At 61.4% G+C, this 13,990-nt stretch carries 12 protein-coding genes; 2 read left to right on the top strand and 10 right to left on the bottom strand.

The window, feature by feature from the left end:
• The 7 genes from gcvH to arcD (NTD89_RS22245) all read right to left on the bottom strand — a co-directional run bounded on the left by gcvH (window position 1) and on the right by arcD (NTD89_RS22245) (window position 7,750).
• Window positions 1-384, bottom strand: coding sequence for a glycine cleavage system protein GcvH (gene gcvH, locus NTD89_RS22275; protein WP_145165334.1), 384 nt, complete (start codon window positions 382-384; stop codon window positions 1-3).
• 411 nt (window positions 385-795) lie between these two features.
• Window positions 796-2,304 carry a sigma-54-dependent transcriptional regulator gene (locus NTD89_RS22270; RefSeq protein WP_106578402.1) on the bottom strand — a complete coding sequence of 503 codons (1,509 nt, stop codon included), beginning with the start codon at window positions 2,302-2,304 and terminating at the stop codon, window positions 796-798.
• 184 nt (window positions 2,305-2,488) lie between these two features.
• Complete coding sequence (locus tag NTD89_RS22265) at window positions 2,489-2,851, bottom strand: DUF5064 family protein (protein ID WP_145165330.1); 363 nt, start codon at window positions 2,849-2,851, stop codon at window positions 2,489-2,491.
• An 18-nt stretch (window positions 2,852-2,869) separates the two neighbouring features.
• Complete coding sequence (gene arcC, locus NTD89_RS22260; RefSeq protein WP_262209751.1) at window positions 2,870-3,799, bottom strand: carbamate kinase; 930 nt, start codon at window positions 3,797-3,799, stop codon at window positions 2,870-2,872.
• A gap of 162 nt (window positions 3,800-3,961) precedes the next feature.
• Window positions 3,962-4,972: an ornithine carbamoyltransferase gene (locus NTD89_RS22255; protein ID WP_027605559.1), complete on the bottom strand. Its 1,011-nt coding sequence runs from the start codon at window positions 4,970-4,972 to the stop codon at window positions 3,962-3,964.
• 69 nt (window positions 4,973-5,041) lie between these two features.
• The gene (gene arcA / locus NTD89_RS22250; RefSeq protein ID WP_145165326.1) at window positions 5,042-6,298 is read right to left on the bottom strand and encodes an arginine deiminase; all 1,257 of its coding nucleotides are present in this window, start codon (window positions 6,296-6,298) and stop codon (window positions 5,042-5,044) included.
• 24 nt (window positions 6,299-6,322) lie between these two features.
• Window positions 6,323-7,750: an arginine-ornithine antiporter gene (gene arcD, locus NTD89_RS22245; protein WP_262209749.1), complete on the bottom strand. Its 1,428-nt coding sequence runs from the start codon at window positions 7,748-7,750 to the stop codon at window positions 6,323-6,325.
• Between the two features lie 445 nt (window positions 7,751-8,195).
• Between arcD (NTD89_RS22245) and arcD (NTD89_RS22240) the strand changes: the two genes are divergently transcribed.
• Window positions 8,196-9,623, top strand: a complete 1,428-nt coding sequence (gene arcD / locus NTD89_RS22240; RefSeq protein WP_145165322.1) for an arginine-ornithine antiporter — start codon at window positions 8,196-8,198, stop codon at window positions 9,621-9,623.
• On the top strand, window positions 9,620-10,483 hold the full coding sequence (locus NTD89_RS22235; RefSeq protein ID WP_262209747.1) for a DNA-3-methyladenine glycosylase family protein: 864 nt from the start codon (window positions 9,620-9,622) through the stop codon (window positions 10,481-10,483). Before arcD (NTD89_RS22240) ends, NTD89_RS22235 begins: the two co-directional genes overlap by 4 nt.
• Window positions 10,484-10,581: 98 nt before the next feature.
• Here the strand turns inward: NTD89_RS22235 and NTD89_RS22230 are convergent, their stop codons facing one another.
• The 3 genes from NTD89_RS22230 to NTD89_RS22220 all read right to left on the bottom strand — a co-directional run bounded on the left by NTD89_RS22230 (window position 10,582) and on the right by NTD89_RS22220 (window position 13,847).
• Window positions 10,582-11,931, bottom strand: coding sequence for a CoA transferase (locus NTD89_RS22230; protein ID WP_262209745.1), 1,350 nt, complete (start codon window positions 11,929-11,931; stop codon window positions 10,582-10,584).
• Window positions 11,932-11,971: 40 nt separating this feature from the next.
• Window positions 11,972-13,315, bottom strand: coding sequence for a sensor histidine kinase (locus tag NTD89_RS22225; protein ID WP_145165316.1), 1,344 nt, complete (start codon window positions 13,313-13,315; stop codon window positions 11,972-11,974).
• A gap of 67 nt (window positions 13,316-13,382) precedes the next feature.
• On the bottom strand, window positions 13,383-13,847 hold the full coding sequence (locus NTD89_RS22220; protein ID WP_145165314.1) for an LTXXQ domain protein: 465 nt from the start codon (window positions 13,845-13,847) through the stop codon (window positions 13,383-13,385).
• Window positions 13,848-13,990 lie beyond the last annotated feature (143 nt).

Genomic DNA, 13,990 nt, shown 5'->3' with positions numbered 1-13,990 from the left:
TCAGGCTTGGGCGTTGGCTTTGATCAGGCGGTCGTACGCATCCTGATCCAACAGCTTAGCCACTGCATCGGCATCGGCGGGTTTGAAGCGGAAGAACCAGCCTTCGCCCATCGGGTCTTCGTTGACCAGTTCCGGGCTGTCGCTGAGTTTGTCGTTTACGTCGAGGACTTCGCCGTCCAGCGGCATGTACACGCCGCTCGCTGCCTTGACCGACTCAACGGTGGAGGCTTCTGCGCCCTTGGCGTAGGCCTGCAACTCCGGCAGTTGCACGAAAACCACATCACCCAGCGCGTTCTGCGCGAAAGCGGTGATGCCCACGGTGACGCTGCCATCGGCTTCGGCGCGCAGCCATTCGTGATCTTCAGTGAAACGCAACTCGCTCATGGAAACTCCTCAGGGCCAGATTCGTCTGGTGGACGGGATTGGAATAATGAGGAGTTACTTAGCAATATCGCGGCCAATGTTATTAATTCGTTAGAAATCAACGGGTTAATAAAATCAGCGTGGAAGTGGAAAGATTTGCCTGTAGCGATTTCGCTACAGCTGGGCCGGTGAAAAAAAGCCTATGTGGATCAAAGCCTTGCATGGCGCGCAAAAAACAGGGTTGTAGCGATATCGTTACGCTGTAGCGCTTTCAGTACAGTGGATGTCGTTCTCAGACCCGATTTGGCGAGTCATGCAATCCCTGTGGGAGCTGGCTTGCCTGCGATAGCGGTCTATCAGTCACTAACGCGTTGGCTGACCCACCGCTGTCGCAGGCAAGCCAGCTCCCACCTTTGAACCGCGTTTATTCAGTCAGGGTTTGTTTGGGATGCCGTACTTGCGCAGGCGATGGGCAATCGCCGTGTGCGAAGTCTGCAGGCGGCTCGCCAGTTGGCGGGTCGAGGGGTAACTGGCGTAGAGCTTTTCCAGCAGGCTGCGCTCAAAGTCTTCCACTGCCTGTTCCAGGCTGTCGACTTCACCGTCGCTCTGGCGCGCCACCGAGGTGCCGGCGATGTCCAGGTCGCCGATGTCCACCAAACTGCTTTCGCAAATCGCGGCGGCGCGGAAGATCACGTTTTGCAGCTGCCGCACGTTGCCCGGCCAGCGGTTGCCCAACAGCGCCGGATAGGTGCCTGGCGCCAGGCGGCACACCGGGCGCTGGATCTGCGCGCAGGCCTGCTGCATGAAGTAGCGGGCGAGCAGCAAGATGTCCTGGCCGCGCTCGCGCAACGGCGGCACTTCGACGTTGAGCACATTGAGGCGGTAGAACAGGTCTTCACGAAAGGTGCCTTCGCTGACCATCTTTTCCAAGTCGCGGTGGGTAGCGCTGAGGATGCGCACATTGACCTTTACTTCGCGGTCGCCGCCAACGCGCCGGAAGCTGCCGTCGTTGAGAAAACGCAGCAGCTTGGCCTGCAAATACGGTGACATCTCGCCGATTTCATCCAGAAAAACCGTGCCTTGGTTGGCCAGTTCCATCAGCCCCGGCTTACCGCCGCGCTGCGCGCCGGTAAAGGCGCCGGGGGCGTAGCCGAACAGTTCACTCTCGGCGAGGTTTTCCGGCAGCGCCGCGCAGTTCAAGGCCAAAAACGGCGCACTGTGACGCGCGCTGATGGCGTGGCAGGCCCGCGCGACCAGCTCTTTGCCGGTGCCGGTTTCGCCTTGGATCAACAGCGGCGCATCGAGTGCGGCGACGCGCTGCGCACGCGCCTTGAGGGTGCGGATCACCGGTGATTCGCCCAACAACGCATCAAAACCTTCGGCATGGTCATGGTGCAGCGCCGACAGTTGTTCGCCGATGCGGTTGGGCTGGTACAGCGTCAGCAGGGCGCCGGCGTCGGTGATCGGCGTGGCGTCCAGCAAAAAGGTCTGGCCGTTGACGCTGATTTCGCGCAGCGGCAGGCGAAAGCCGTGTTCCAGCAAGGTCTCCAGCAGCGCCGCATCGTTGAACAGCTCGCTGATGCTTTCCCCCGCCGGCTCGCGGCCGTACAGGGCGATCAGCGCCGGGTTGGCCAGCAGGATCTTGCCGGCACTGTCCAGCGCCAGCACCGGGTCGGTCATGGCGGCCAGCAGGGCGTCGAGTTGCAGGTGGCGGCGTTGGCCGGGGAGGATGTCCACCACCGTGACCGCCTGTACGCCGTGCACGCTGAACAGCGCGTCGCGCAGTTCTTCGAGCACCTCGGCGCTCAACGTCGGCGCGTCGATGTAGACGTTGGGCGGCACCATCTCCACCGCATCCAGGTTGAGATTGCGCCCACCGAGCAGGGCCAGGACTTCCTGGGTAATGCCGACGCGGTCGATGAAGCTGACGTGGATACGCATGGGGCGGTTAACGATTCTGGGGAGCGTGAGGCGGCAAGTATGCCTTGGAGCGGATGGAGATCAAAATGTGGGAGCGGGCTTGCTCGCGAATGCGGTGTGTCAGTCTCTTGATTTATTGACTGAAAGACCGCATTCGCGAGCAAGCCCGCTCCCACACTGATGGTGTTGTGTCAGTGCAAACTTGTTATTCCAGGTGCTCGGGCTTGATCGGATCGCCCGCCTTCACATCCAACTGATGCCGCACATCCTCAAACATCAAGTCGTACTGCTTGTGCATTTGGCCGTTAAGCGTCGCAATCTTCGGCATGCCATATTTCTGCGCGATGTTCATCGCATGCCGGGCGAAATCAAAGGCCTGGTCCTTGGGCAAAAAGAATTCCTCCTTGAGGTCCTTGCCCTGCACCGAACCGTGCAGCTTGAAGAGCATTCCTTTGCCTTCCTTTGGGTCCTGGCTGACCTCGTAGTCGATGCACAGGTTGTAGCTGTAGTCATCCTTGTTGAGCGCGTGACGTTCGACGTGCAAGTGACCGGGTTCAAAGGTGGCCATAGGCGTATCTCCTTTACTTCACAGATAGGTGATGCCAGGTTTTGCCGTGCTGATGCGCGTACCGGCACTGCCCTGGACGATGGCTTCGATGTCCGAGAGTGAACCGATGACGGCGGTTTTTCCAGTCTGGCGGGCGAACTCGCAGGCGGCTTGTACCTTGGGGCCCATGGAGCCGGCGGCGAAACCGAGTTTTTCCATGTCGTCGGGGTGGGCTTGGCCGATGGCTTTCTGGGTCGGCTTACCGAAGTCGATAAAGGCGGCGTTGACGTCGGTGGCGATCACCAGCAAATCGGCGTCCAGTTGCGCGGCCAGCAGGGATGAACACAGGTCTTTGTCGATCACCGCCTCAATGCCGCGCAGCTTGCCGTCCTCGCCATACATCGTCGGGATGCCGCCGCCACCGGCGCAGATCACGATGGCGCTTTTTTCCAGCAGCCACTTGATCGGGCGGATTTCAAAGATGCGTTTGGGGCGCGGGCTGGCGACCACACGACGATACTTATCGCCGTCCGGGGCGATGGCCCAGCCTTTTTCGGCGGCGAGTTTCTCGGCTTCGGCTTTGGCGTACACCGGGCCGATGGGTTTGGTCGGGTTTTTGAAGGCCGGGTCGTTGACGTCCACTTCCACCTGGGTCAGCAAGGTGGCGAACGGCACTTCGAAGTCCAGCAGGTTGCCCAATTCCTGTTCGATGATGTAGCCGATCATGCCTTCGGTTTCGGCGCCCAGCACGTCCAGTGGGTAGGGCGACACGCTGGTGTAGGCCGCCGCCTGCAACGACAGCAGGCCGACTTGCGGGCCATTGCCGTGCGCGATCACCAACTCGTTGCCAGGGTGGATCTTGGCGATCTGTTCGGTGGCGATTCGGATGTTGGCGCGTTGGTTGTCCGCGGTCATGGGTTCACCACGGCGGAGCAGGGCGTTGCCGCCCAGGGCTACGACGATGCGCATAAAGAATGTCCTTCTAGAATTCAGCAGGGTCTTTGAGCGAAGCGCAATTCATGTGGGAGCCGGGCTTGCCCGCGATGGCATCACCCTGATGTTCCTGAGAAACCGAGGTGTCCGCATCGCAGGCAAGCCAGCTCCCACATTGATCGAGTTCCCACTCAAGATTTAGATATCCGCCAACGCCGACACCAGAATCGCCTTGATGGTGTGCATGCGGTTTTCCGCTTGCTCAAAGGCGATGTTGGCCGGCGACTCGAACACCTCTTCGGTCACTTCCACGCCATTGGCCAGGTTCGGGTAGCGCGCGGCAATGTCCTTGCCCACCTTGGTTTCGCTGTTATGAAACGCCGGCAGACAGTGCATGAACTTCACGCGCGGGTTGCCCGAGGCCTTCATCATTTTGGCGTTGACCTGGTACGGCAGCAGTTGCTCGATACGCTCGTCCCACGCTTCCACCGGCTCGCCCATCGACACCCAGATATCGGTGTGGATGAAGTCCACGCCTTTGACCGCCTCTTTCGGGTCTTCGGTGATGGTGATACGCGCGCCGCTTTCTTCGGCAAACGCCTGGCACTGCTTGATGAAATCCTCGTGTGGCCACAGGGCTTTCGGCGCGCCGATGCGCACGTCCATGCCCAGCTTGGCGCCGATCATCAGCAACGAATTGCCCATGTTGTAACGCGCATCCCCCAAGTAGGCGTAGCTGATGTCATGCAGCGGCTTGTCGCTGTGTTCGCGCATGGTCAGGGTGTCGGCGATCATTTGGGTCGGGTGGAATTCGGCGGTCAGGCCGTTGAACACCGGCACACCGGCGAACTTGGCCAGCTCTTCGACGATTTCCTGTTCAAAGCCACGGTACTCGATGGCGTCGAACATGCGGCCCAGGACGCGGGCGGTGTCTTTCATGCTTTCTTTGTGGCCGATCTGCGACGACACCGGGTCGATGTAGGTGACGTGGGCGCCTTGGTCGTGAGCCGCCACTTCGAACGCGCAACGGGTGCGGGTCGAGGTTTTTTCGAAGATCAGCGCGATATTTTTGCCCTGCAGGTGTGGGCGCTCGGTGCCGGTGTATTTGGCGCGCTTGAGGTCGCGGGACAGGTCCAGCAGGTAGTGCAGCTCGCGGGTGGTGTGGTGCATCAGCGAGAGCAGGCTGCGATTGCGCATATTAAAAGCCATGGTGGATCTCCTTCTGTTTAGGTTATCCCCTTGGCCGGCGCCTCATGAGCGGCGGCCAAGGTTTGAAAGTTAGTAGTCGATTGGGTCGCGGATGATCGGGCAGGTCATGCAGTGGCCGCCGCCACGGCCGCGACCGAGTTCACCGGCGCTGATGGTGATGACCTCAACACCGGCCTTGCGCAGCAGGGTGTTGGTGTAGGTGTTGCGGTCGTAGCCGATCACCACGCCGGGCTCCACGGCCACCACGTTGTTGCCGTCGTCCCACTGCTCGCGCTCGGCGGCGAAGCTGTTGCCGCCGGTCTCGACCACACGCAGCGCCTTGAGGTTGAGGGCTGCGGCGACGGTTTCGAGGAAGTTGGTTTTCTCCCGCTGGATATCGATGCCGTGTGGCTTGCTTTCATCCGGGCGCAGGGTGAAAGGGATGATCTGGTTGACCACTTCCGGGAAGACGGTGACCAGGTCGCGGTCGCAGAAGCTGAACACCGTGTCCAGGTGCATCGCCGCTCGGGATTTGGGCAGGCCGGCAACGATCACGCGTTCCACGGCTTTGTTTTTGAACAGGTTGCGCGCCAGTTGGCCGATGGCCTGGTGGGACGAGCGTTCACCCATGCCGATCAACACCACGCCATTGCCAATCGGCATGACGTCGCCACCTTCCAGCGTGGCGGCTCCATGCTCCTGGTCGGGGTCGCCGTACCAGATCTGAAAGTCGGCGTTGGTGAACTCGGGATGGAATTTGTAGATGGCCGAGGTCAGCAGGGTTTCCTGGCGTCGCGCTGGCCAGTACATCGGGTTCAGCGTCACGCCGCCGTAGATCCAGCAGGTGGTGTCGCGGGTGAACTGGGTGTTGGGCAGCGGCGGCAGAATGAAGCTTGCGTGGCCGAGGAAGTCGCGGAACATCTCGATGGTCTTGCCACCGAAGCTGCTCGGCAGGTCATCGGCCGACACGCCACCAATCAGGTACTCGCTGATTTTGCGCGGCTCAAGGCTGCGCAGCCAGGAACTGACTTCATCGACCAGGCCCAGGCCCACTGTGTTTGGGGTGATCTTGCGTTCCAGAATCCAGTCCAGCGCTTCGGGGATGGCAACGATGTCGGTCAGCAGGTTGTGCATTTCCAGCACATCGATATCCCGCTCGCGCATCTTGGTGACGAAGTCGAAGTGGTCGCGCTTGGCCTGGGCCACCCACAGCACGTCATCGAACAGCAGTTCATCGCAGTTATTGGGGGTCAGCCGCTGGTGGGCCAAACCTGGGGAGCACACCATGACTTTACGCAGTTTGCCGGCTTCGGAATGTACGCCGTACTTCACTTTTTCCGTGGTCATTACAGATCCTCCAGTAGAAAACACTTACAGAGTCAGGAAGCCGTCGTAGAGGCCGTAGGCAGCCACCAGGGCGCCCACGACGACTGCGGCGAAAATCAGCTTCTCGACGTTGGTGAAAATCGGTTTGCCCAGTTCATGCTTGGCCTTGGCGAACAGAATCACGCCAGGGGCATAGAGCAGGGCGGACAGCAGCAGGTATTTGACGCCGCCGGCGTAGAGCAGCCAGACCGCGTAGATCAGCGCGATGGCGCCGATGAACAGGTCTTTCTTGCGCTCGCGCAGGGCGTTTTCGTAGGTCTCGCCGCGCACCGCCAGCAGCAGCGCGTAGGCCGCTGACCACAGGTAAGGCACCAGGATCATCGAGGTGGCGAGGTAGATCAGCGAGAGGTAAGTGCTGGCCGAGAACAGCGTGATCACCAGGAAGATCTGCACCATGGCATTGGTCAGCCACAGGGCGTTGGCCGGCACGTGGTTGGCGTTTTCCTTGCGCAGAAACGCCGGCATGGTGTGGTCTTTGGCGGCGGCGAACATGATCTCCGCACACAGCAGCACCCACGACAGCAGGGCGCCCAGCAGCGAAATGATCAAGCCGACACTGATCAGCACCGCGCCCCAGTGACCGACCACATGCTCAAGCACGGCGGCCATCGACGGGTTCTGCAGCTTGGCCAGTTCCGGCTGAGTCATGATCCCCAAAGACAGTACGTTCACCAGCATCAGGAACAGCAGCACGGTGATAAAGCCAATCACCGTGGCCTTGCCGACGTCGGAGCGTTTTTCCGCCCGCGACGAGAAGATGCTCGCGCCCTCAATGCCGATGAACACCCAGACGGTGACCAGCATCATGTTGCGCACCTGATTCATCACACTGCCCAGGTCCGGGTTTTTCACGCCCCAGATGTCAGCGGTGAAAATGTCCAGCTTGAACGCGAACAGTGCGATCAACACAAACAGCACCAGCGGCACGACCTTGGCGACGGTGGTCACCAGGTTGATAAACGCCGCTTCCTTGATCCCGCGCAGCACCAGAAAGTGCACGGCCCACAGCAACACCGACGCGCCAATCACCGCGGCCGGGGTGTTGCCTTCGCCAAAGATCGGAAAGAAGTACCCGAGGGTGCTGAACAGCAACACGAAGTAACCGACGTTGCCCAGCCACGCGCTGATCCAGTAACCCCAGGCCGACGAGAAACCCATGTAATCGCCGAAACCGGCCTTGGCGTAGGCATATACGCCGCCGTCGAGGTCGGGCTTGCGGTTGGCCAGGGTCTGGAACACGAAGGCGAGGGTCAGCATGCCGATGGCGGTAATTACCCAACCAATCAACACCGCACCTACATCGGCGCTGGCAGCCATGTTTTGCGGCAGTGAGAAGATCCCGCCGCCAATCATTGAGCCCACGACCAGTGCAACCAGCGCGCCTAGTCGAAGTTTTCCGGGAGATTCAGACATTGCATGACTCCAATGCAGGAGAAGAGAGACCACAGAATAATTCCGTGCGCTAATCAAACAGCTGACTCAGATCACTTCATTGGCACATTCCATTGTGAATTAATGACTTAGGGTTAAGATTCCCGGGCGATAGTGTTCCTCGCAAAGTCGCGTCCCAGAGCGGCTCTGCGTTGTGATTAATTATTTAGTGCGTTCAGGCGGACTTTTGAAGCTAGCCCCTTTTGCTGAATGTGCAAACTTTTTCGGGACGGGCTGCCAAATAACCGAGGGCTGGCAAAGTGCCTGCCTATTAAAATTCTAAATAAACCTAAACTATATAAACTGTCATGCCATTACGTTATGAGCTTGACGGTTTTATCGCTGTCTTTAATAAACGCTACACTCGCTGAATTAATTAGTTGAGTGCACGGTCGTCAGCTCAATTGTTAGTTATTCAGGAGTGTTCATGTCGCAACCGGCCCAAAAACTCAAACTCAGTGCGCTGATCGCGCTGGTGGTGGGCTCAATGATTGGCGGGGGGATTTTCTCCTTGCCGCAGAACATGGCGGCGCGCGCTGAAGTGGGCGCCATATTGATTGGCTGGGCGATCACCGCCGTGGGCATGCTGACGTTGGCCTTCGTGTTCCAGACCCTGGCCAACCGCAAGCCCGAACTGGATTCCGGGGTGTATGCCTACGCCAAGGCCGGTTTTGGCGACTACATGGGGTTCTCGTCGGCCTGGGGTTACTGGATCAGCGCGTGGATGGGCAATGTCGGTTACTTCGTGTTGCTGTTCAGCACCCTCGGCTACTTTTTCCCGGTGTTCGGCCAGGGCAATACGCCGGTCGCCATCGCCTGCGCCTCGCTGTTGTTGTGGGCCGTGCATGTTCTGGTGATGCGCGGGATCAAGGAAGCGGCGTTCATCAACCAGATCACCACCGTGGCGAAGATCGTTCCGCTGCTGATGTTTATCGTGATCGCCGGTGTGGCGTTCAAGGCGGATATCTTCACCCGTGACATCTGGGGCCTGGGCAACCCGCAAGTCGGCAGCGTGGTTGACCAGGTGCGCAACATGATGCTGGTCACCGTGTTCGTGTTCATCGGCATCGAAGGCGCCAGCGTGTATTCGGCGCGGGCCGAGAAACGCTCGGACGTCGGCCGGGCCACGGTGATCGGCTTTCTTGGGGTCTTGGCACTGCTGGTGCTGGTGAATGTGTTGTCCTTGGGAATCATGAGCCAGCCGGAATTGGCGCAGTTGCAAAACCCGTCCCTGGCGGGCGTGCTGGAACATATCGTCGGCCCTTGGGGCGCGATGGCGATCAGCATTGGGCTGGCCGTGTCCTTGCTTGGCGCCTTGCTGTCCTGGGCGTTGCTGTGCGCGGAAATTCTTTATGCCACTGCCCATGACAAGACCATGCCGGCCTTCCTGAAAAAGGAAAACGCCAACCAGGTGCCGGTTAACGCACTGTGGCTGACCAATGTGATGATCCAGATCTTTCTGGTGATCACGCTGTTTTCCCACAGCACCTACACCACACTGATCTACCTGGCCTCGTCGATGATTCTGGTGCCGTACCTGTGGTCGGCGGCGTATGCGGTGCTGTTGAGTGCACGTGGCGAAACCTACGAAGGCGCCCGCCGCCAGCGCATGAAAGATTTGCTGGTGGGCCTGATTGCCCTGGCGTATGCCGTGTGGCTGCTTTATGCCGGCGGCTTGAAATACCTGCTGTTGTCGGCGCTGCTGTATGCGCCCGGTGTGATTCTGTTCGCCCTGGCCAAGCGCGAGCAGGGCCAGCCGTTGTTCACCTCTGTGGAAAAAGGCATTTTCAGCTGCGTTGTCGCCGGCGCAGGGTTGGCTGCATATGGCTTGTATGGCGGGGGATTGTCGTTGTGAGGCTGGCGTATCAGCCGCCCTATGACTGGGCGGCGATGCTGGGCTTTTTGTCCCTGCGTGCGATCACTGGGCTGGAAAGTGTCGAGGCGGGTGTGTATCGGCGCAGCATCAGTGTTAACGGTTGCCACGGCTGGATCAGCGTTGCGCCGGGCGCAGGCGATTGGTTGGACGTTGGCGTGGAGGTTTCTGACGCGGCGGTGCTTGCTGAGATCGCGCGGCGCTTGAGAGCCATGTTCGACCTGGACGCCCAGCCCGGGTTGATCAATGCGCAATTGGCCGCCGACCCATTGATGGCGCAACTGGTGGCGGCGCGTCCGGGCCTTCGCGTGCCGGGCGCGTGGGACGGTCTGGAACTGGCGATTCGCGCGGTATTGGGCCAGCAGATCACAGTGGTGGCAGCCATTCGCCTGGCGGGCAAACTGGTGGCGCAGTATGGCCAGCCACTGGCAACCCCACACGCGGGTATCACCCACCTGTTCCCGACGCCGGAGGTGTTGGCGCAGGCGGATCTGGCGACGTTGGGCATGCCCAAGGCGCGGGGCCGCACGTTGTCCGGTGTGGCTCAGGCGTTGCTGGATGACCCGCAGTTGTTTGAGCCCAAAGCCAGTCTCAACGACGGCGTGGCCCGGCTGGTGGCCTTGTCGGGGATTGGTGACTGGACCGCGCAGTACATCGCCATGCGTCAGTTGCGTGAGCCGGATGCGTTTGCGTCGGGGGATATTGGGTTGATCAACGCGTTGGCGGCGTTGGAAGGCGGGCCGGTTTCGGCGCGCCAGTTGTGGGTGCGGGCTGAGGCGTGGCGGCCGTGGAGGGCGTATGCGGCGCAGCATTTGTGGGTGTCGCTGCACCGGGCGGATTGATGGCGTCTGTCAGGGCCTCTTCGCGGGCAAGCCCGCTCCCACATGGGGAATGCATTTCAAATGTGGGAGCGGGCTTGCCCGCGAAGGCGGTCTTCAGGTCACCACTGAGCCCGGTGCGAGCCCAATTCCCCCGCCGGCAAATCCCACTGCAACGGCGTGCCGCTGAGGGTGACCGGTGCCAGCAACCGATGGGCCGAACCCCACGCCGTCTGTTCCACCACCAACCCCTGGTCACTCGGCTCTTCAGCCCTTAACGCCGGTTGCTCCGGCACCTGTCCGGCTTCCACCAGCAACTTCGCGGTGCGCGCCAATGACAACCGCGCCGAGCCGCCACGCCCGGATTTCAAGCGTTCGCTTAGCGCCTGGATCGCGCTGGCTGCCATCAAATACCCGGTGGCGTGATCCAGCGCCTGCAATGGCAGTGGCACCGGTTTATCCGACTGCTTCCAGGCCATGCCCGCGTCGGCAATCCCGCTGCTCATCTGCACCAGGCTGTCGAAGCCGCGGCGATTGCGCCACGGGCCGCTCCAGCCGTAGGCATTGAGGCTCACGTCGATCAGGCCGGGGGCAAGGGTCTGCAGTTCTGCGGCGGTGTAACCCAGTTGTTCAAGGGCATCGGCGCGGTAACCGTGAAACAGAATGTCGGCGTCCTTGAGCAGGTCTTCAAACACCTGTCGGCCTTCGGGGCTCTTCAAGTCGAGGCGTGCGCAGCGTTTACCCAGGGTCATTTCCGGCACCACGCCGGGCTCGTTCCAGCCCGGCGAGTCGATGCGCAGCACGTCGGCGCCGAGCCCGGCGAGGAAGCGACTGGCCACGGGGCCGGCCAATACGCGTGTCAGGTCCAGTACCTTGATGCCCGCCAGTGGGCGCGCCACCGAGCCGAGCCAGGGTTTGTCGGTGGGGGTGTCGAAGGTCTGGCGCTGCGCCAACTTCTCGGCATTCACCGCCAACCCTTGGGGATGGGTTTGCCAGGCCTGCCACGAACGCATCTGCGCTGCACAGCCGCCGACATCGACGATCGCCTGTTCCAGCTCGGCAGCGTTCCACGTTGCAACTTTTGCGGCCATTTCGGCGCGGTCATTGACCGTGCCCAAGACCTGCTCGGCGGCGGCGCGATGATGCGGGGCGTTGGTGTGCAGGCGAATCCAGCCATCGGCGCACGCATAGTCGCCGGCGACCGGGTCCCACAGCGGCGGCGTTTCCCAGCCCACGGGGCGAATCGAGGACGAAAACCAGAAGGAGGCGAGGCGACGGTCCACACTGACACTGGGCAAACGCCCGGTCTGTTGGTGGATAAGGTGAGCCACGGCCTGGCCGGCTGCGCCAAGGCTGGCGCTGGCCAGTTCGGTGACGGCGAAGGTCGAGGGCAGGGCGCCAGCCTCCGTGAAGGTCAGCGGGGTTTGCGGCAGATCGAGTGCGGCTTGGATGGGAGTCAGCAGGTCAGTCATCAAAGGCCCTCCATTAGAGAAGGGCCACTATAGAAGATCCTCACACCGGTGTGACAACTCCCGGTTCCAGCGGCAGGTCGATGCTGGCGATGAAACCTCCGTCGGGGTGATTGGCCAGGATCAGGCTGCCGCCATGGCGTTCCGCTGCGCGCCGGGCAATCGCCAGACCCAGGCCGTGGCCTTGGGCAGCCTGGCCGGGCGCGCGGTAAAACGGTTCGCCTAATTGGCTGAGGTGTTCGGCTTCGACGCCGGGGCCGTGGTCGCGCACGCTGATCAGAATGCGCTCGCCGTGGCGCCGGGCGTGCAACTCGATCGGTTGTCCCTGTGGGTTGAAGCGCTGGGCGTTGCGCAGCAGGTTATCCACGGCGCGCTCGATCATGGTCGGCCAGCCCTTGAGCGTCAGATCGGGCTCGGCGTTCAGTTGCACCACCTGGTCCGGAGCACCGAGCTGGGCGTCCTTTTGCAGGCTCTTGAGCAGCGGGTTGAGGTCGACCTCTTCGGCGCTCGCGTTGTCGGCATCGACGCGGGCCAAGACCAGGATTTCGCTGATCAGGGCTTCCAGGCGATCACACTCGCGGGTCAGGCGTGGCCAGAGTCGTTCGCGTTCTTCGGGGCTGGCGCGTTCGGCCAAGGCCAAGGCAATGCGCAGCCGGGCGAGCGGCGAGCGCAACTCGTGGGACACGTCGCGCAGTAACTGGCGCTGGCTGCCGATCAAGCTTTGCAAACGTGCGCCCATGCGGTTGAAATCAGTGGCCAGCACGCCGAACTCATCGCGGCGGTTGGCCAATTTCGCCAGGCTGTTTTGCTGATAGGTGGCCTGGCCGAGGTCATGCACCGCGCCGCGCAGGCGGCTGAGCGGGCGGGTGATGGACAGCGTCACCAGCAGGCTGAACAGGGTCAGCACCACCAGCGCAATCGCCAGCGCGCTCAACGGCCACGTCAGGCTGTTTCGGTGCCATTCGTCCAGTTCCGGGTGCGGGATGCGGTAGATCAGCAGGTAGGTGTCGCCGGTTTTTTCACTGGTGTACTCGGCGGTCAGGCGGCGCCACGGCAGGTGGCCGTCCTGGTTGTCATTTTGCCGGGCCTCGAAGGCGGCGGCGCGCCGGGGGAACGTACCGCGCACCACCGGCTCGCCGCTCTCATTGAGCACTTGCACGTCGATGTGGTACTGGCGTTTGCGTTGTTGCAGCAAATCCTGAGCGGCGTCCTCGCCCTGGGCTTCGTAGAGCTGCGTCCACTCCTGCGGCAGGTTGTTGAGGCCGGGGTGGCGGCTGAGAATCCAGGCGTCCTGGTTGAGCATGTGCCCAAGCAGGATCGACAGCCCGGCAACCAAGGCGATGGCCAGCCAGAAACTGGCCAGGATGCGCCAGAACAATGAACGCACAGGAAACCCTCAAGCAGGAAAAGCCCAGCGGCGCGAGCCACTGGGCTGGGGTGGTAAAGCTAGAGCATTATTGCGCTTTTTTCGGCTGCTGGGCTTTCCAGGCCTGGAATTCCTTCCACTCGGCGCGGCGCTCGGCTTGTTTCTTGACGATCTCGTCGAATTTCTTCTGTTGATCGGGCTTGAGCACGGCGCGGATGTCGGCCTGGGTTTTCTGCTTGGCGGCCGCCATTTCGTTTTTCATGGCTTGCTGGTCAGCGGCTGGCAGTTTGTCCAGGTACTTGCGCACGATCTCTTTGCGGCCGTGCCATTGTTCGCCCATCAGCTTGCCGATTTGCTCGCGCTGTTCGCGGCTCAGGTCGAGTTGGCTGAACGGGCCGCCTTTGCCACGCGGACCGTGTTCACCACCGGGGCCCGGGCCACCCATCATGTGGCCTTCAGGGCCGCCCATCGGGCCTGGGCCTTCTGGCGCGGCGGCCATGGCAACGGTTGGCAGGGCAGCGGCGAACATCAAAGCGATAAGGGTCTTGCGCATGGTGATTCTCCTGTCTCTATTCCGGTGAGTCCGGATGTGAGTAGGTTACTCAGATCAAGGTCAGCGGCGGTCAGGTGTGGGTAAAGCTTGGGTAAAGAGGGGTTTGGTGGGGGCTGACAAAACTTGGGGCGGGGTGGGGTTGG

This window comes from Pseudomonas sp. 14P_5.3_Bac1, assembly GCF_025466135.1.
Classification (GTDB): Bacteria; Pseudomonadota; Gammaproteobacteria; order Pseudomonadales; family Pseudomonadaceae; genus Aquipseudomonas.
This window is presented reverse-complemented; position numbering and strand designations above follow the sequence as displayed.